Raw genomic sequence first — 17,760 nt, 5'->3', positions numbered from 1 at the left:
GCTTACCGCTCGAGAGTTGCCATCATCGCATCGATCAGGCGGTGCATCTCGGCCATGTCCTCATCCGACAGATTGCCGAGGAAGCTCGTGCGCGTTTGGTCGTAGATGGTGAAAATCTCGCGCAGCGCCTTTTCGCCCTCCGGCGTGATGGAGAGCAACTTCACGCGCTTGTCGTCCGGGTTGGGCTTGCGTTTCACCAGCCCCTCGCGGCTCAATATATCGACCATGCGGGTTACCGTTGCGCCTTCCACACGCAGCCGCTTGGCGATGTCGCTCTGCGACTTCGGGTCGGGCATGTTCATGATCGCGCCCAGCGTTTCCATGCGGCTGACGCTCTGGCCGATCTTGCGCAAGCGCTCGTCCAGCAGGCCGCGAAAGCTGCGCACGGCCAGCACCATCTTGATCATCAGGCTGATATCGGGCGTCGTACCGCCACGGCGGTAGATCTCGAAATTGCCGCCGTCGGTGCCCATCAGCGGCCGTCCTCACCCTCGACACAGGCTGCAATCGCGCGTTCAAGCGCGGCAATCAGCTGCGCATAGTCTTCCTTGCCCAGTGCCTCCCGGATCGGTGTTTCAATGGCGTCGACGGCGGTAAACAGCCGTTCGCTCATCGCCTTGCCCTCATCGGTCAGTACCAGCATGTTGCGCCGCCTGTCGGTGGGGGAGCGTTCGCGCCGGACCAGCCCGCGCTTTTCCAGTTCATCCAGTATGCCAACCAGGCTGGGCCCCGTGATGCCGGCTTGGGTGGCCAGCGCGGCTTGCGAGCTGCCGGGATTGGCTTCCACCAGCGCCATGACGGTGAGCGATCCTGTGGGCAGGCCAAAGGGCTCCGACACATTGATCGAACCTGCCGCCAGAAGGTTTCGCAAGAGGCGGATACGCGGCCCCACCGAATCGTCGAGTTTACCCCAGTCCAGCGTCCCATCTCCCGGTTTACAAAATGTGTCCTTCCCCTTTGGTCACCAGAAAAGGCCGGAGGATGCAAGCATTTGGCGAGCGACCTTCAACCTGTGGGCACTTCCCGCAGCGCTTCAATGCGGTATGATCGCTTGCGAGAAGGCGCGCGGAGAGATGCGCCGGGGAGAGGGGAGAGATAATGGCAAGCGAAGCCTTGCAGGAAATCATTGCGGGCATGCGCGCAGGCGGACCCGACTTTTCAGGCGATCCGATCAAGGCGCGCGGCGACCTGGAGGAATTGCTGGCGACCATGCCGGCTGATCCGGCGCTGACCTACAGCCAGGTGGACCTTGGCGGCGTGCCGACGCTCGCCATCGATAGCGGCCCTGCCAATGCGGGCGCACTGCTTTACCTCCATGGCGGGGCCTATGTCGCGGGCAGCCCGCAGGGCTATCGCGGGCTGGTGGCGGAGATCGGCAAGGTGGCGGGCCTGCCTGCCTTTGCGCCCGATTACCGGCTCGCCCCCGAACACGTCTTCCCCGCTGCCGTAGAGGATGCGGTGGCCGTCTATCGCGCGTTGCTGGCGAAGGGCGTTCCGGCCAATCGCATAGTCATCGCGGGCGATAGCGCCGGTGGCGGGTTGACGCTGGCGGTGCTGGTGAAGCTGCGGCAGGAGGGCGATCAGCTCCCGGCCGCCGGCTATCTGCTTTCGCCATGGGCGGACCTTGGCTGCACGGTTGCTTCGATGGAGAGCAAGGCGGCGGCCGATCCCTCGCTCGACCCGCCCAGCCTTAAAGCGATGGCGGCGCTCTACCTCGCGGGACAGGATGGCGCGCATCCGCTTGCCTCCCCGGTTAATGCCGACCTGACTGGCCTGCCGCCGCTGCTGGTGCAGGTGGGCTCCTCGGAAATCCTGCTCGACGATGCACTTGTCGTCGCCGCGCGGGCAGGCGCCGCCGAAGTGCATGTGCAGCTGGAGGTCTGGCCGGAGATGATCCACGTTTTCCAGAGCTTCCATTTCCTGCTGGAGGAAGGCCGCGCCGCGCTCGACGGGGCGGGGGCATTCCTGCGCGCGCAGCTGGGTAAGGGATGATGGTGCGCAAGCTGGACGCGCTGGTGGTTGGCGCGGGGTTTGCCGGGCTCTACATGCTGATCAAGCTGCGCGAGGAGGGCTTTTCCGCGCAGGGCGTGGAGGCCGGATCGGGCGTGGGCGGTACGTGGTACTGGAACCGCTATCCCGGCGCGCGCTGCGACATTCCCAGCATGGAATATTCCTACTCGTTCGATCCCGAGCTGGAGCAAGAATGGGAATGGACCGAACGCTACGCCGCGCAAGGAGAAATCCTTTCTTATCTCGACCATGTGGCGGAGCGATACGATCTGAAGCGCGACATCGCCTTCGATACCAAGGTCACTTCGGCGCACTGGGACGAGGCGATGGGCCGCTGGCTGGTGGAGACCGACAAGGGCGAGAGCTTCGACGTGCAGTTCCTGATCCTCGCGACGGGCGCGCTGTCCGAACCCAAGCTGCCCGACTTGCCCAATCTCGATGCCTTCGAAGGCCAGGTGCTATTCACCGCCAAGTGGGATGACAGCGCGGACCTTGCCGGAAAGGCGATCTGCCATTTCGGTACTGGCTCCAGCGGCATCCAGGCGGTCGCGGCGATGAGCGAATATGCCGGGCAACTGACCGTGTTCCAGCGCACCCCCAGCTATGCAGTGCCCGCCAACAACCGCCCGCTGCTGCCGGGCGAGCAGGAGGAGCAGAAGGCACGTTACCGCGAAATGCGGGAGGCGGCGAAGCATTCGCCATTGGGCTTCGCTGCCCCGCCGCGCCCCGGCAAGGCGAAGGAGTTCGCGCCTGCCGACCGGCACAAGCGGCTGGAAGAGGCGTGGAATGCCGGGACCACCGGCCTGCTCAACGCTTTCGAGGACTTGCTGTTCGACGAGACCTCCAACGAATTCGCCGCCATCTTCGCCCGCGACAAGATTGCCGCCTCGGTTGACGATAAGGAAATGGCCCGCAAGCTGACGCCCGACTATCCGCTCGGCTCGCGCCGCATGTGCGCGGAGATCGGCTTCTACGATGCGCTCAACAAGCCGAATGTCGCGCTTGTCGATGTGCGCGAGGAGCCGGTGGTGGAGATCACCGCGAACGAAGTCGTGACCGAGAAAGGCCGCTACCCCGCCGATGCGATCACCATTGCCACCGGCTTCGATGCCTGCACCGGCGCGATCAAGGCGATCGACCTGGTCGGCCGCGACGGCCAGCGGATCGGGGAGGAATGGGCGGACGGGCCGCGCGCCTATCTCGGGCTGACCGTCTCCGGCTTTCCCAACATGTTCGCGATCACCGGTCCCGGTAGCCCCTCGGTGTTGTCCAACGTGGTCGTTTCCATCGAACAGCATGTCGAATGGGTGGCCCGCTGCCTTGCCGACTTACGGACAAGTGGCAAGGCGGTGATCGAGGCCGATGCAGAGGCCGAACAGGCATGGATGCGCCATGTCGACGAAGTCGCGCAGGCCACGCTCTTTCCCCGTGCCGACAGCTGGTACAAGGGCCGCACGCGCGACGGGGGAGAGGTTTTCATGCCCTATGTCGGCGGGGTCGGCGCCTATCGCGCCAAATGTGACGAAGTGGCCGCGAAAGGCTATCAAGGTTTCAGCTTGGGAGAAGCTTCATGACGTTCCGCAAATCACTGCTCACCGCCGCTGCCGTGCTGGCGCTGGCGACGCCCGCCACGGCGCAGGACGATCCGCGCGGTATGGCAATCAATGCCGGGGCCAGCGTGGGCGAGGCCGGCTGGCAGGCGCCGCGCACGCCATGGGGCGATCCGGACCTGCGCGGCACCTGGCCGCTCGACCGTGTGGGCCGCACGCCCACCGAACGGCCCGCGCAGCTGGGCGACAAGGCCTATCTCACTGACGAGGAATATGCCGAGGCGATGGCGCAGGCGGATGCGGTGGCCGCGAACTACGAGGAAGAGGATGCCAAGGACGAGATTGGCTCCGGCCACTGGTTCGAATGGGGCACGCCGCTGAAGCAGACCAGCCTGATCATGGCGCCTGCCAATGGCCGCATCCCGCCCTTGACGGAGCAGGGGGAGGCGATGTCCGCCGCCATGCGCTCCAGCTGGAACGTCACGCAGTTCGATGCGATCGCCGATTTCAACACGCTGGACCGCTGCATGTCGCGCGGGCTTCCCAGCTCGATGACGCCGTTCCCCTACAATAACGGCATCCGCGTATTCCAGGCGCCGGGCTATGTCGTGCTGAACCTCGAGCTGGTGCACGAGACGCGCATCATCCCGATCGCCGACGGGCAGGATTTGCCCGGTCACATGCGGCAATATCTCGGCTCGTCCTGGGGCGAGTGGGACGGCGATACGCTGGTGATCCACACCACCAATTTGACGGGCGAAACGCCGATGAACATCGTCGGCCCCGGCAACAAGCCGATCCCGACCAGCCGGCAGCAAACCGTGGTGGAGCGCCTGACGCCGGTGGGTCCGGACACGATCTTCTACGAAGCGACAGTGAGCGATCCGGTGGTGCTGACGGAGCCGTTCAAGCTCGCATTCCCATGGACGCGGGATGACGGGTACGAGATGTTCGAATATGCCTGCCACGAGGGCAATACGGTGGTGAGGAACTACATCCAGACGACCAGCCCGCGTTTCGTGGGCGAGCTTGAGGATCCCTCCGACCCGGCGGAATGGGTGCGCGATACGGTGGAGCGCTGAGGCAGCGCGGGCGCGCCTGCCTGTCCGACCTTACTGCGTGTTCATCGCGAAGATGGCGACTGCGCCGGCGAGGCCCAGCAATGCCAGAATGATGCGCTCGCGGTCGAACCGGCTGCGGCGCTCCTCCTCTCCATCGGGCGACATCTCGCGCCAGGCGCGGCGATCCCTCATTGTTTTTCTCCCGTCTCCGAAGCGGCGAGACTGCCACATGCGGCCCGCGAGTCAAGCCGGGGTGCGGACCTAGGGCCATGCTTGTCCCGGCAGCGGCACTCCCTATCTCGGTCGCGAAAGGAGCCTATCCCATGATCGAAGTCCGTCCGTTCGATAGCCTGGGCAAGGCCGACCACGGCTGGCTCAAGGCCAATTTCCACTTCTCCTTCGCCGGCTATTTCGACCAGCGCCGCATGCACTGGGGCAAGCTGCGCGTGTGGAATGATGACATCATCGCAGGCAAGAGCGGCTTTCCCCCGCATCCGCATGAGGACATGGAGATCATCACCTATGTCCGCAAAGGCGCGATCAGCCACAAGGACTCGCTCGGAAACGAGGGGACCACCGTGGCGGGCGATGTGCAGGTGATGAGCGCCGGGACCGGCATCGTCCATGCCGAGTACAACCTCGCCGAGGAGGAGCTGCAGAGCTTCCAGTTGTGGATCATGTCCGATCGGAAGGGCCTGCCGCCCAGCTGGGGCACCAAGCCTTTCCCCAAGGAGGCGCGCGAGGGCCAGTTTGCCGTGCTCGCGAGCGGTCGCGAGGAGGCGATGGATGAAGATGCGCTGCGCATCAGCGCTGATGCCCGCGTGCTGGGCGCAACGGTCAAGGCGGGCGAGAGCGTGCGCTACGACCTCGGCGGCCGCAAGGGCTATCTTGTGCCTGCGTCAGGCAAGATCGAAATCGCAGGCGAGAGAGCCAATGCGCGCGACGGTGTGGCTATCGCTGATCTCGATGTGCTGGAGGTCACCGCGCTGGAGGATGCCGAGCTGGTGCTGGTGGATAGCGCGTAATTCTTTCTTGCCTCAAGCGCCGACGGGGCCATCCGGCCAGTTCGGGAATGATCCTTCGAGGTCGTCATTGCGAGCAAAGCGACGCAATCCAGGGCGGGGTGGCTCAGCGCTGGATTGCCGCGTCGCTACGCTCCTCGCAATGACGAGGGAATAGCCCGAGGACGCATCCGCGGATGCGGATGCGAAAGACTATTCGTGCCGCAGCGCCTCGATCGGGTCGAGCTGGCTGGCGCGTCTTGCCGGGAAATACCCGAACAAGATGCCGATCAGCGCCGAGATCACGAAGCTGAGGATGTTGATGAAGGGATCGAAGATGAAGGGGAAGCCCAGCGCTCCGGCCAGGCTGTAGCTGAACACGAAGCCGAGGATCATACCCACAAGCCCGCCGAAGCAGCATAGCACCACCGCCTCTGTCAGGAATTGCAGCCGCACCTCTTTCGCCAAGGCGCCGATGGCGAGGCGTATGCCGATCTCGCGCGTTCGCTCCGTCACGCTCACCAGCATGATATTCATGATGCCGACGCCGCCCACCACGAGGCTGATCGCGGCGATGGCGGCGACCATGATCGTCATCGTGCCGACCGTGCTTTGCACCGTTTCGTTGATCTGCGCGGTATCGACGATGTCGAAATCGTTGGCCTGGCCTTCCAGCAGCACCCGCCGCTCGCGCATCAGGTCTACCAGCGCATTGGTCATGGTGGCGCTGTCATAGGCGCTGTCATAGCTCACCGCCATGTAGCCGATATTGTCATTGCCGGTGAAACGGCGCTGGACGTTGGTGAGCGGCATGAATACCGAATTGTCTTCATCCCCGCCGCCGCCTACGCTGCCGCGCGAAGCGAATACGCCGATCACCTGGCAGCTGACATTGTTGAGGCGCATGCGTTCGCCGATCGGGCTCTCGCCAGTGAGGAACAGTTCTTCCTGCACGGTCGGGCCGATGATGCAGACATTGGCGCCGGAGGTTTCCTCCGCTTCAGTGAAGCGGCGGCCGACATCCATTTCGATCCCGCGCGCATCCATGAATTCGCCGGAAACGCCCTCGACCGTCGTTTCCCAGTCCTGCCCGTTATAGATGGCAACGACATTGCTATCGACCTGGCCGGCGGCGGATTTCACCCCGGCGATCTGCTCGCGCACGGCGGTCACGTCATCCTCGTCGAACGGGCGGAACTGGCCGCGCTCGCCCTGGATGGGGAAGACGAAGAAGACGTTGGAGCCCAAGGAGCTGATCTGCTCCTCGATATCGGCGGTCACCCCGCGGCCCAGCGTCACCATGGTGATGACGGCGGAGACGCCGATGATGATGCCCAGCGTCGTCAGGAAGCTGCGCATCAAATGGCGGCGGATCTCGCGAAAGGCGAGCATGAGGGTGGTGCCGAACATTAGCCGTTCACCCCGCTGCCTGCATGCGCATGGTTGCGCGCGCCGTTTTCGATGCGTTCGACCAGCCCGTCCTTGAAATGGACGATGGTCTTGGCGAATTCGGCCATTTCCGGCTCATGCGTCACCATCAGGATGGTGATGCCCTGCCCGTTCAGCTCGGAGAGGAATTCCATGATTTCGATCGAGCGTTCGGAATCGAGATTACCGGTCGGTTCGTCCGCCAGCAGCACTTCGGGATCGGTCACCAGCGCGCGGGCGATGGCAACGCGCTGCTGCTGACCGCCCGACAGTTCCGCCGGTGTGTGGTCCGCCCAGGGCCGCAGCCCCACACGGTCGAGCGCGCGCAAGGCTGCCTCGCGGCGCTCCGCCTTGTGTTCGCCGCGATAGAGCAGCGGCAGTTCGACATTCTCCACCGCCGTGGTGCGCGCCAGCAGGTTGAAGCCTTGAAACACGAAGCCGAGATAGCGCCGGCGCAGCAGGCTGCGCTGGTCCTTGTTCAGCGATTGCACCTCGGTGCCGAGGAACTTGAACACGCCCGAGGTCGGCACGTCGAGGCAGCCGAGGATGTTCATCGTGGTCGATTTGCCTGAGCCCGAAGGCCCCATCACCGCGACGAAATCGCCGCGCTTGATGGAAAGGTCCACCCCCTTCAGCGCCTGGAACGCGGCCGCGCCCTCGCCAAAGGTCTTGGTGATGCCCTTCAGTTCGATGATCGGCTGTTCGCTCACCTGCTCAGTGCTCACTGGTTCCCGGCGCGGATGGCGGTGACCACCTGCATGCCCGGCTGCAATTCGTCCGAGCTCACGATGGTATGCCGCCCGTCGGAAAGGCCGGTGGTGACGATGATCGGGCGCAGCTCGTTCTCCTCGCCCAGCACATAGACCGTCTGGCGGCTGCCCGCGCCGATGGTGGCACGCTCTTCCTCGCGCGCGAGGCCGAAGTCATCGCCGCCAAGGTTCACGCCGCCGGCTTCCTCTTCCTGCGGCGGTTCGAAGCGCAGCGCGCCATTGGGCACCACCATTTGCGCGGCGGTGTTCTCGGTTTCGACATTGGCGGTTGCGGTCATGCCGGGGCGGAGCAGGCCGCTGGCATTGTCGACCGTCAGCCGTGCCTCATATTCCACCACATTGCTGCTGCCCTGCGTCTGGCTGGCAGTGGAGATATTGCCCGAGGCAAGGTCCACCCGTTCCACCGAGGCGGGGAATTCGCGGCCTGGATAGGCGTCCACGGTAAAGGTCGCGGTCTGGCCCGCTTCCACCTGTCCGACATCGGCTTCGTCCACCTTCACCCGCAACTGCATGACCGAGAGGTCCTCGGCGAGGATGAACAGGGTCGGCGTGTTGAAGCTGGCGGCCACGGTCTGGCCCGGCTCCACCTGCCGCGCGAGCACCACACCCGATACGGGCGAGCGGATCACCGCGCGATCGCGATTGGTCTGGGCGCTTGAGAGCGAGGCCTGCGCGCTCGTCACATTGGCTCTGGCAGAGGCGAGCGCCGCCTGGTCGCGCCGCACGGCGCCTTCCGCGGCCTGCATCTCCTGCTGCGAGGGAACGCGGCCGTCGGAAAGGCGATAGACTTCCTGCAAGCGCGCCAGCTGCGCTTCGTCCACTTCGAGAGTGGCTTGCGCCTGCTGCACTGCGGCGCGCATGGCGTTGAGGTTAGCGCGGCCTTGCGTGATCTGGTCGTCGATCACATCGGTATTAATCAGCGCCAGCACCTGTCCGCGGCGGACCACGTCGTTCACGTCCACCAGCACCTCGTCGATGCGGCCCGACACTTCGGAGCCGACCTCGACCTGGTTTGTCGGGCGCAGATTGCCGGTGGCAGTCACCACCAGGTCCAGCGAGCGGGTTTCCACCTCCTCGGTGATATAGTCGACCTGGTCGTCTCCGCCGCCGAAGATCGACCACAGAAGCAGCAGGGCAAGCACCACCAGCGCCGGGATCCAGACGATCTTGCGCTTCCAGAAGGGCTTCTTCTTCTCGCCCAGGAAGTCTTCGATATCCTGCATATTATCCATCGTCTGGTTCATCATTGCGTCCTGTCACTGGCAGGAAGGGGAAAATCCTCTGCGCTCCAGCCGCCGCCCAGCGCCTGTGTCAGGCGGACGAAGGCGCTGGCCCGGTCCGCCTCGGCGGAAACGAGCTGGTTGCGTGCCGACAGCAGGCTGTTTTCCGCTGTCAGCAGGGTACGAAAATCGGCGAGACCGGCCTGGTACTGGCTGCGCGCGAGGATGGCGGAATTGGTCGCCGCATCCACCGCTTCCTCGGTAATGGCCACCCGCTGGCGGGCGCTGCGCTGGTCCACCGCGGCGCTTTCGACATCTTCGAGAGCGTTCAGCACCGACTGTTCCCAGGCGGCATAGGCGGCGCGTGCGCCGGCCTCCGCACTATCCACCTGCGCCTGCGTGCGCCCGCCGTCGAAGATCAGCTGGCTGACCGAGGCGAAGACGCTGCCGGTGACGATATCGAACAGATCGTCGATGCCTAGCGAGCTGGTGCCCACTGAACCGGTCAGCCGCAGCAGCGGGAACAATTGCGCCCGCGCCACGCCAATGCGCGCGCTGGCGGAATAGAGGCTTGCCTCCGCACCGCGTACGTCGGGGCGGCGGCGGAGCACTTCGGCCGGAGCTTCGAAACCTGCCAGCGCGACCGGCTGCGGGATTTCCTCGGGCGCCATGAAGGCATTGCGCACGCGGCCCGGCGGTTCGCCGATCAGCGTGGAAATCGAATTGGCCGTCGCGGCAAGGCTGCTTTCCAGCGCCGGGATGGTCGCCGCGGTCTGTGCGCGTTGCGTGCGCGCCTGCTCGACATCGAGGCTGGAGACGAGCCCCGCCTGGTTGCGCCAGCGCGCGATCTGCAGGTTGTCCTCCTGGTAGGCGAGCGTGTTCTTCGCGATCTCCAGCTGCTGCGAAAGCGAGCGGGCATTGATCGCGGAAATCGCCACCTGCCCCACGATCAGGCGCTGCAAATCGGCAAGACTGTATCCGGCGGCGGTGTAGTCGGCGCGGGCGGCAGCGACATTGCCGCTGATCTGGCCGAACAGGTCCATTTCCCAGCTGGCGTCGGCGCCAAGGTCGAAAGTGAAATCGCCCGGGTCGTTGTCGAGGAAGCTGCGCCCCGCACCGCCGCTGGCGGTCAAGGTGGGGAACCAGCTGGAACGTGCCTGCACCAGTTGCGCGCGCGACTGGTCCAGCCGTGCTACGCTCTGTTCAAGGTCGAGATTGTTGGCAATTGCCGCCTCGACCAGTTCGCTCAGCAGCGGATCGTCCAGCAGCGTCCAGTATTCGGTAATGTCGAGCGTGATCGGCGCAGGATCGCTCTCGGCCCAGTCCTGCGGGATGTCGAAGCTCGCTTGCGGAGGCGCGATATCGGGCCGCGCGCAACCGGCCAGCCCCAGCGCGAGCGCCAGCGGCAGGGCGGTTCTACGCAGAACGCGTGCAGTCTTTTGGCAAGTCGACCCCAAGATCACCCCTCTCGATTCAGCAAAACTCACTTGTGCTGCCTATCCCCCGATAGAACGGCATCCAATTGCAGGCTTGTATCAAAGGGTAATAGGCTCGATAGCCGCATTATCCACTGCATGCCGTTCTTCATGAAACTTTCTGTCTTACCTGTCCCGTCGCTGCAACGCCGCTTGCTTGGCATTCTTGCCATGCTGGCGGTGCTGATTCTCCTCACCTTTCCGGCGAATGCCCATCCTGCCCCCTTCAGCTATCTCGACCTCCAGCTGGAGGAGGAGGGGATCGAAGGCACTGTCACCGTGCATGTCATCGACCTTGCGCATGAACTCCAATTGGACGAACCGGCGATATTGCTCGACGAAGGTGTATTAGAAGCGCAACACAGCAAAATTTCCCAGCTTTTGCAACAACGTTTCCGCATTGGCGAGGCCGGAGAGCTTCCCGATCCCGTTTGGCGGGACATCACTGTGGTTCCGGATGACGATGCGGTGCGCCTCAACTTCACCATCCCCTCCGCTCCGCCTTCCGCGCTGGAAGTGGAGGCTCAGCTGTTTACCTACGACCCGATCCACCAGACCTTCGTTAACGTGTGGGAGGGTGGCGAAATCCGCCAGCAATGGATCCTTGGCGTCGGAGCCGGACCGCGCACCCATTTCGCAGGGACCACGGCGGGGGTCTTCGCCGTGCTGGGGACCTTCATCCCTTCCGGCATCCACCACATCGCGATCGGTCCCGACCATATCCTTTTCATCATCGGGCTGATCCTGTTGGGCGGCAGCTGGCAGCGGCTGGCGATCATCGTGACCAGCTTCACCATCGGCCATTCGGTTACCCTCTCGCTCGCCGCGCTCGATATCGTGATGGTGCCCGCCCATGTGATCGAGCCGCTGATCGCGCTGTCCATCGTGGTGGTCGGCGCTGACAACTTGATGCGCGGGGAGGGGAAGGACTTTCGCGCCGTGATCGCCTTCGTCTTCGGGCTGATCCACGGCTTCGGCTTTGCCTATGTGCTGAAGGAATTCGGCCTGCCCGATGCGCAGCTTGCCTGGAGCCTGTTCGCCTTCAATTTCGGCGTGGAAATCGGCCAGCTCCTCATCGTTCTGGTGGTTACTTTCGCGCTCCACCTCGTCCGCCAGAGGTCCGAAAAGCTGGCGCGACGGATTGCGACAATTGGTTCGCTTGCGGTGATCGCGGCCGGTGCCTATTGGTTCATAGACAGAGTATTCCTATCGGGAGCGGGATGATGAAAAGAATTGCGGTGCTGGGCGCACTGGTCGTGAGCGGCTTGGCCGCGGTTGGCGTTACGGCGCAGGGCCTTCCGGGCATTACCGAGATCGAGCAGGTCAACGGCAATGTTTACAAGATCTGGGGCGCGGGCGGGAACACTACCGTGTTCGTGCGCGAAAACGACGTCGTTCTGATCGACACCAAGCTGCCCAATAGCGGCGAGGCGATCCTGGCCGAGGTGCGCAAGGTGACCGACCTGCCGATCGGCATGATCATCAACACCCATTCGCATCCCGACCACATGGGGTCGAACAATGAGCTGTCGGGCGACAGCGTGGAAGTGGTTGCCCATCTCAACTCGAAGAACCGCATGGAAGCGGAGGGCGGGCCCTTTGGCGTTTCTGAAGTCGACACCGCATTCTCCACTTTCATGGAAATTGGCGAAGGCGACGATCGGATCGAGCTTTACCACTTCGGCGCCGGCCATACCGATGGCGATGCCTTCGTGGTCTTCCCGAACGATCGCACCATGGCCGCTGGCGACATCTATGCCTGGCATATGAGCCCGCTGATCGATCCCGGCTCGGGCGGCTCCATGCTGGCTCTGCCGACCACGCTGACCGCCGCCTATTATGGCATCGACGGGGTCGATCACGTGATCCAGGGCCATGGTGACGTCTCCAGCTGGGAGGAATTCGGCAGCTTCGTTCAGTTCAACCGCGCGCTGGTGCAGACGGCCGAACAGACGCTGCAGTTTGGCGGGGACGAGCGCGCCGCGCTCGATGCGCTGGACGACAATCCGGGCTGGGCGATCTTCCTCGGCACCGAGGTGAAGCCGGGCCTCGAATATGGCGGCAGCCCGAAATCGCGCGCGCTGATCAACATCATGGTGGCCTTTGCCGAATTGCGCGGCGAGGAAGCGCCGCTGATCATGGGCCTGCCGCGGGAAGAATGGCCTGAATAGGGCAACCTCCACCGGCTTGCTGGCAAGCGATCATGACGCCCTGCGTGCGGCCTGCACGCAGGGCGTCGGCTTGTGCACCATAACCGGCATCGAAGGCAGCTTCTCGCGCCGTCTGGGCGCGCAGCTGGCGGTATCGCCCGATGGAAGCGTGACCGGCAGCCTGGCAGACGGGTGCCTGGAAAAGCAGCTGGCGACCGAGATCGCCTCTGGCGGCGAGCGGCGCGTGATGCGTTTCGGCGCGGGCTCGCCTCTCATCGATTTCCGCCTTCCGTGTGGCAGCGGGCTCGATATCCTTGTCGATCCTGCGCCCGACCATGTGGCCTGCCGCGAAGTGTTGGCCAAGCTGGAGGCGCGAGAAGAAGCGAGCCTCTCGCTGCCGCTCGGACCGCTGGCGGAGCGGCATTATGTCCCTTCGCTCAGGCTGGTGCTGTTCGGCGAGGGGCCAGAGCTGGATGCGCTTGCGCTGCTCGGCCGTTCGGCGGGGCTGGAGGTGGAGACCTTCAGCAAGGACGGATCGGACGGGTTGTCGCTCGGCAAGGCACCGGGCGGTGTGTCGGTCGATCGCTGGACCGGTGTGGTGCTGCTCTTCCACGATCACGAATGGGAGCAGGCGATCCTGCAATGGGCGCTCCAAACGCCTGCCTTCTTCATCGGCGCGCAGGGCGGCAGGTCGGCGCGTGAGGAGCGGGCCGAGCGGTTACTGGCCGCAGGCGTGAACGAAGATGCACTCGCCCGCGTCGCCAGCCCGATCGGCGTAGTGCAGCACAGCCGCGAGCCGATGGCGCTGGCGCTCTCCATCCTCGCCAGCGTCGTGGGCGAATATGAGGCGATCCATCCGCATCACGGGGTGAGCCGTGGCTGAGGGCGGCCTGCTGGTCGCGGTGCTGGCGGCAGGTGAGGCTGCGCGCTTCGGCGGCGGCAAACTTGACGCAGCGGTAGCAGGCAAGCGGCTGGCCCAATGGGTGCTCGATGCCGTTGCAGGTGCGGACCTCGATCCGGGTATCATCGTCGTGGGGGACAAGGTGCCCACGTTCGCCGCGGAATCCGGCTGGGAACTCTGCGTGAATGCCAAGGCGGCGGAAGGTCTGGGCACTTCGCTGGCCCTTGCCGCGCGCGAGGCACAGGCACGCGGCAGCGCTCTGCTGGTGGTGCTGGCGGACATGCCGCTGCTCGACCCCGACCACCTGGCCGAGCTGGCCGAGGTGGATGGCCTTGCCGCGACCACCTGGCCCGGCCACAGGCTGGGTGTCCCCGCGCTGTTCCCGGCAGATGAATTGCACGCGCTGATCAAGCTCAAGGGCGACCAGGGCGCGGCCGCGCTGCTCGCCGCGCGCGAGGATGTGCAGGCGATCCCGCCGCCGCCGCTGATGTGCCTGGATGTCGATACGCCCGACGACCTTGCGCGGGCCGAAGCGCTGCTCAGCCGGCGCGGGTGAAGACCGGCTCCCCGCCGCGCCGCGTGCGGATGTGGCAGATATATCCGTCGCGCAAAGTGTAGCTGGCAAGGATGGGGACATCGACCCAGTCCCCTTTGGCGAGCGCGCCGACCACGAAATCGGGCGCATCCTCAACAGCGGTAAAGCGGCTGGTGCAATCGACCTCGATCCTCTCGTCGCTCGCCTCGATCGAGTGGATCGTAAGCGTCTCGCGCACGCTCTTGAACATCGTGTCGTAGAATTCGGCAATGCCCTGAGCGGTCGCGATGGGAGGCAGGCTGGAGAGGTCAAGCACCACGTCGTCGGTATAGAAGCGCGTGAAGCGCTCCGCATCGCCATTGGAAAAGGCGGCGGCGTAGGCGTGATAGGCGGCAAGCTGGCTGGGATGCCCGCCCAATGGGGAAAGCTTCGTCACCTCCTGTTCGGGTGGCCACGCGGCGGTGACCAGTTTCGTGATCTTTCCTTCACCATTCAGGTCATATCGAGCGAGAAACTTAACCGTTTTGGTATCACCCGGATGCATCTCGCCGAAAGGGAAGTTGGGGCGATGCTCGGTCGCATGGAAGTCCATGTCGATATCGGCAAACACCACGTCCGCTTCCTGCACATAGCGCTGGATGCGCGGGCATTCGCGCACACCGTCATGCGCCCAGGCGAGGAATTCACGCATGCCCTGCTTCCCGCGCCTGACGCCGGAGCCGGAATGCATCTCGCAATCCTCGGCAAAGAAGCGCTCGACCAGCACCTCGTCATCGCCGGTCAGGAAACAGTCGATATAGGCCTCGTAGTCGAAGCTCACAGGGTGGCGAGCGCCGCGTCGATATCGGCGATGATATCGTCGATATGCTCGATGCCGACTGAGACGCGCACCACGTCGGGCCCAGCACCCGCGGCCACCAGTTCCTCGCCTTCCAGCTGGCTATGCGTGGTGGAGGCAGGGTGGATGATCAGGCTGCGCGTGTCGCCGATATTGGCAAGGTGGCTGAACAGCTTGACGCTGGAAACCAGCTTCACGCCAGCCTCGAACCCGCCCTTCACACCGAAGGTGAATACCGCGCCGCCCTTGCCGCCAAGATACTGCTTCGCCAGCGCATTGTAGTCGTTGGACTCGAGGCCGGAGTAGAACACCCAGTCGATCTTCGGATGCGCCTCAAGGTGTTTCGCCAGCGCCAGCGCGTTCGCACAATGCCGTTCCATCCGCAGCGCCAGCGTCTCCATGCCGGTGAGGGCAAGGAAGGCGTTCATCGGCGCCATGGCGGGGCCGAGGTCGCGCAGGCCCAACACGCGGCAGCCTATGATGAAGGCGATGGGACCGACTGGCGCCAGCGCATCGACCAGCACCGCGCCGTGATAGGAGCCGTTGGGCTGGGTCAGGCTGGGGAACTTGTCACCTTGCGCCTTCCAGTCGAACTTGCCGCTATCGACGATCAGCCCACCAATGGAATTGCCGTGGCCGTTGAGAAACTTGGTCGCCGAGTGCACCACGATATCCGCGCCATGTTCGATCGGGCGGCACAGCGCCGGTGTAGCCATGGTATTGTCCACGATCAGCGGCACGCCCGCATCATGCGCGACCTTGGCGATGGCGGCGATATCGCTGACCACGCCGCCCGGATTGGCGAGACTTTCGATAAAGACGCAGCGCGTCTTGTCATCAATGGCAGCGGCGACATTGGCTGCATCGTCCGCATCGACAAAGCGCGTTTCCCAGGCGAATTTCTTGAAGCTCTCACCCATCTGGTTGAGCGAGCCGCCATAGAGCTTCTTCGCCGCGACGATATTACAGCCCGGCTCCATCAGCGTGTGAAAGGCGATCAACTGCGCCGCATGGCCCGATGCCACGCCCAGCGCGCCGACACCGCCTTCGAGCGCCGCGATCTTCTTCTCCAGCGCATCAGTGGTGGGGTTCATGATGCGGCTGTAGATGTTGCCGAATTCCTGCAGGCCGAACAGCCGCGCGGCATGGTCCGCATCGTCAAACACATAGCTGGCCGTCTGGTAAATTGGCGTGATCCGCGCATTGGTCGTCGGATCAGGCTCACACCCGGCGTGAATAGTGAGTGTTTCGAGCTTCTGATCGGTCATGGGTTCTTCTCCGCTTGCGAAATGGACAGGGGGTCTGTTTCTGAAAGCCCTCCTGGAGCTGCGAGCCTTCTAAGATAGCTCTCTATATGAACAACGCGCTCCGCGTTCATCCGCGCGCGGCACGCGAGAAAGGCAAGCCGCGAGTCTATTTCTTGCAATATCGTCTCGAAGCGGCAGCTGGCGTTGCGGCTGTCGATCCATGCCGAGGCGGAATCGATAAACGCCTCCTGCGCTGCATTTTCGGAATCGGTTCCGTCCGGCTGGCCAGTCCCGTCCCATTCGCCCAGCACATTCACTAGTTCGAAATTGCGTGCGCCCATTGCCTCCCCGGTGCTGCCCTCCACACTGTAAACACATTCGAGAGCGGCCAGATCGTCAGGTAGCGCAATGCAGCGCTCAAGCTCGGTTGCGACGGCCTGTGCATATGCGAGGGAGGCAATCAGAAACATCATTGCGCCTTCTCCACAGCCTTGCACGCCCGAGCGGGTTCTTCGCCTTCGAGCGGCTTCATGCCGAGGCGCGCGAGCATGGCCGCATCCTCGTCGTCACCCGCATTGGGCGCGGTCAGCAGCTTGTCGCCGGTGAAGATCGAGTTCGCGCCCGCCATGAAGCACATGGCCTGCGTCGCTTCGGACATGCTCTCGCGCCCGGCTGAAAGGCGCACCATGCTCATCGGCATGGCGATGCGCGCAACGGCCACGGTGCGCACGAATTCGATATCGTCGATCTTCGCAAGCGGCGTATCGGCCAGCATGTCGCCCAGCACGGTGCCTTTCACGGGCACCAGCGCATTCACCGGCACGCTTTCGGGGTGCCGCTCCAGCGTGGCGAGCGTGTGGACGAAGCCCACCCGGTCCTCGCGCGTTTCGCCCATGCCGACGATGCCGCCCGAGCAGACATTGATGCCCGCCTGGCGGACATTGGCAAGCGTATCGAGCCGGTCTTCATAGGATCGCGTCGAGATCACGCGCTCGTAATATTCGGGCCCCGTGTCGACATTGTGATTGTAATAATCGAGGCCCGCTTCGGCGAGTTGCTTGGCCTGATGCGGCTCCAGCATGCCCAGCGTCATGCAGGTTTCCATGCCCATGGCGGAGACGCCTTTCACGATCTCGACGATCCTGGGCATGTCGCGATCCTTGGGATTGCGCCATGCGGCGCCCATGCAGAAGCGCTGCGATCCGGCATCGCGGGCCTGCGCCGCGCGCTGCAGCACCTCGCGCACATCCATCAGCTTGGTCGCCTCGACCCCGCTATCGGCCTTCACGCTTTGCGAGCAATAGCCGCAATCCTCCGGGCAACCGCCGGTCTTGATCGAGAGCAGCGTGCACAGCTGCACCTCGTCCGGCCGGTGGTGCTGGCGATGCACTTCTGCGGCGCGGAATAGCAATTCGGTAAAGGGCAAATTGAACAGCGCGGCGATTTCCTCGCGCGTCCAGTCGGTGCGGATGGTCTCGGTCATGCGCGCGGTGTTAGCCCAGTCCGCAGGCCTCCACCAGTTCGCCGATATTGGCGATCACCAGATGCGGTGTCTTTTCGGGCGGCTGCGAGCC

General features: G+C 64.1%; 19 protein-coding genes. 8 read left to right on the top strand and 11 right to left on the bottom strand.

Features of this window, described 5'->3' with window-relative positions; genetic code table 11:
• Positions 1–2 precede the first annotated feature (2 nt).
• Together E5222_RS10465 and E5222_RS10460 are read right to left on the bottom strand one after the other, a co-directional pair.
• The gene (locus E5222_RS10465) at positions 3–473 is read right to left on the bottom strand and encodes a MarR family winged helix-turn-helix transcriptional regulator (RefSeq protein WP_136693688.1); all 471 of its coding nucleotides are present in this window, start codon (positions 471–473) and stop codon (positions 3–5) included.
• On the bottom strand, positions 473–871 hold the full coding sequence (locus tag E5222_RS10460; protein ID WP_211196127.1) for a MarR family winged helix-turn-helix transcriptional regulator: 399 nt from the start codon (positions 869–871) through the stop codon (positions 473–475). The genes E5222_RS10465 and E5222_RS10460 overlap by 1 nt, the downstream gene beginning before the upstream one ends.
• A gap of 227 nt (positions 872–1,098) precedes the next feature.
• On the opposite strand from E5222_RS10460, the gene E5222_RS10455 reads away from it, so the two are divergent.
• The 3 genes from E5222_RS10455 to E5222_RS10445 are packed head-to-tail and all read left to right on the top strand — an operon-like array spanning position 1,099 to position 4,642.
• A complete protein-coding gene (locus E5222_RS10455; RefSeq protein WP_136693686.1) occupies positions 1,099–1,992 on the top strand; it encodes an alpha/beta hydrolase in 894 nt (297 codons plus the stop codon).
• Positions 1,992–3,584, top strand: a complete 1,593-nt coding sequence (locus E5222_RS10450) for a flavin-containing monooxygenase (RefSeq protein ID WP_246021672.1) — start codon at positions 1,992–1,994, stop codon at positions 3,582–3,584. The genes E5222_RS10455 and E5222_RS10450 overlap by 1 nt, the downstream gene beginning before the upstream one ends.
• Complete coding sequence (locus E5222_RS10445; RefSeq protein ID WP_136693684.1) at positions 3,581–4,642, top strand: hypothetical protein; 1,062 nt, start codon at positions 3,581–3,583, stop codon at positions 4,640–4,642. Before E5222_RS10450 ends, E5222_RS10445 begins: the two co-directional genes overlap by 4 nt.
• A 30-nt stretch (positions 4,643–4,672) precedes the next feature.
• Here the strand turns inward: E5222_RS10445 and E5222_RS16540 are convergent, their stop codons facing one another.
• On the bottom strand, positions 4,673–4,813 hold the full coding sequence (locus tag E5222_RS16540; protein WP_169053553.1) for a hypothetical protein: 141 nt from the start codon (positions 4,811–4,813) through the stop codon (positions 4,673–4,675).
• A 131-nt stretch (positions 4,814–4,944) separates the two neighbouring features.
• On the opposite strand from E5222_RS16540, the gene E5222_RS10440 reads away from it, so the two are divergent.
• The gene (locus E5222_RS10440; RefSeq protein ID WP_136693683.1) at positions 4,945–5,646 is read left to right on the top strand and encodes a pirin family protein; all 702 of its coding nucleotides are present in this window, start codon (positions 4,945–4,947) and stop codon (positions 5,644–5,646) included.
• A 189-nt stretch (positions 5,647–5,835) separates the two neighbouring features.
• Here E5222_RS10440 and E5222_RS10435 read toward each other — a convergent pair whose 3' ends face one another.
• From E5222_RS10435 to E5222_RS10420, 4 genes are read right to left on the bottom strand one after another with little or no spacing between them, the layout of a single operon-like run.
• Positions 5,836–7,032 (bottom strand): ABC transporter permease, encoded by a 1,197-nt coding sequence (locus tag E5222_RS10435; protein WP_136693682.1) that lies wholly within the window; start codon positions 7,030–7,032, stop codon positions 5,836–5,838.
• The gene (locus E5222_RS10430; RefSeq protein WP_136693827.1) at positions 7,032–7,760 is read right to left on the bottom strand and encodes an ABC transporter ATP-binding protein; all 729 of its coding nucleotides are present in this window, start codon (positions 7,758–7,760) and stop codon (positions 7,032–7,034) included. Before E5222_RS10430 ends, E5222_RS10435 begins: the two co-directional genes overlap by 1 nt.
• A gap of 11 nt (positions 7,761–7,771) precedes the next feature.
• The gene (locus E5222_RS10425) at positions 7,772–9,067 is read right to left on the bottom strand and encodes an efflux RND transporter periplasmic adaptor subunit (RefSeq protein ID WP_342773177.1); all 1,296 of its coding nucleotides are present in this window, start codon (positions 9,065–9,067) and stop codon (positions 7,772–7,774) included.
• Positions 9,064–10,497 carry an efflux transporter outer membrane subunit gene (locus E5222_RS10420; RefSeq protein WP_246021671.1) on the bottom strand — a complete coding sequence of 478 codons (1,434 nt, stop codon included), beginning with the start codon at positions 10,495–10,497 and terminating at the stop codon, positions 9,064–9,066. The genes E5222_RS10425 and E5222_RS10420 overlap by 4 nt, the downstream gene beginning before the upstream one ends.
• Before the next feature lie 129 nt (positions 10,498–10,626).
• Here E5222_RS10420 and E5222_RS10415 point away from each other — a divergent pair, with 129 nt between their 5' ends.
• The 4 genes from E5222_RS10415 to E5222_RS10400 are packed head-to-tail and all read left to right on the top strand — an operon-like array spanning position 10,627 to position 14,122.
• Positions 10,627–11,739, top strand: a complete 1,113-nt coding sequence (locus E5222_RS10415; RefSeq protein WP_169053552.1) for a HupE/UreJ family protein — start codon at positions 10,627–10,629, stop codon at positions 11,737–11,739.
• Positions 11,739–12,686 (top strand): MBL fold metallo-hydrolase, encoded by a 948-nt coding sequence (locus E5222_RS10410; RefSeq protein ID WP_169053551.1) that lies wholly within the window; start codon positions 11,739–11,741, stop codon positions 12,684–12,686. The genes E5222_RS10415 and E5222_RS10410 overlap by 1 nt, the downstream gene beginning before the upstream one ends.
• A 16-nt stretch (positions 12,687–12,702) precedes the next feature.
• Entirely contained in the window at positions 12,703–13,548 is an 846-nt protein-coding gene (locus E5222_RS10405) for an XdhC family protein (protein WP_136693679.1), read from the top strand.
• Positions 13,541–14,122 carry a nucleotidyltransferase family protein gene (locus E5222_RS10400; protein WP_136693678.1) on the top strand — a complete coding sequence of 194 codons (582 nt, stop codon included), beginning with the start codon at positions 13,541–13,543 and terminating at the stop codon, positions 14,120–14,122. The genes E5222_RS10405 and E5222_RS10400 overlap by 8 nt, the downstream gene beginning before the upstream one ends.
• Here the strand turns inward: E5222_RS10400 and E5222_RS10395 are convergent.
• Genes E5222_RS10395 through bioB form a run of 4 tightly spaced genes read right to left on the bottom strand, consistent with a single transcriptional unit; the run spans position 14,106 to position 17,669 of the window.
• Positions 14,106–14,921, bottom strand: coding sequence for a nuclear transport factor 2 family protein (locus E5222_RS10395; RefSeq protein ID WP_136693677.1), 816 nt, complete (start codon positions 14,919–14,921; stop codon positions 14,106–14,108). The genes E5222_RS10400 and E5222_RS10395 overlap by 17 nt on opposite strands.
• Positions 14,918–16,207, bottom strand: a complete 1,290-nt coding sequence (locus E5222_RS10390; RefSeq protein ID WP_136693676.1) for an O-acetylhomoserine aminocarboxypropyltransferase — start codon at positions 16,205–16,207, stop codon at positions 14,918–14,920. Before E5222_RS10390 ends, E5222_RS10395 begins: the two co-directional genes overlap by 4 nt.
• On the bottom strand, positions 16,204–16,659 hold the full coding sequence (locus E5222_RS10385; protein WP_136693675.1) for a lysozyme inhibitor LprI family protein: 456 nt from the start codon (positions 16,657–16,659) through the stop codon (positions 16,204–16,206). The genes E5222_RS10390 and E5222_RS10385 overlap by 4 nt, the downstream gene beginning before the upstream one ends.
• Positions 16,656–17,669, bottom strand: a complete 1,014-nt coding sequence (gene bioB / locus E5222_RS10380) for a biotin synthase BioB (protein ID WP_136693674.1) — start codon at positions 17,667–17,669, stop codon at positions 16,656–16,658. Before bioB ends, E5222_RS10385 begins: the two co-directional genes overlap by 4 nt.
• Positions 17,670–17,760: the final 91 nt, after the last annotated feature.

It is taken from the genome of Alteraurantiacibacter aquimixticola (assembly GCF_004965515.1).
Taxonomy (GTDB): domain Bacteria; phylum Pseudomonadota; class Alphaproteobacteria; order Sphingomonadales; family Sphingomonadaceae; genus Alteraurantiacibacter; species Alteraurantiacibacter aquimixticola.
The sequence above is the reverse complement of the archived record's forward strand: the minus strand, read 5'-3'. Positions and strand labels throughout refer to the sequence as shown.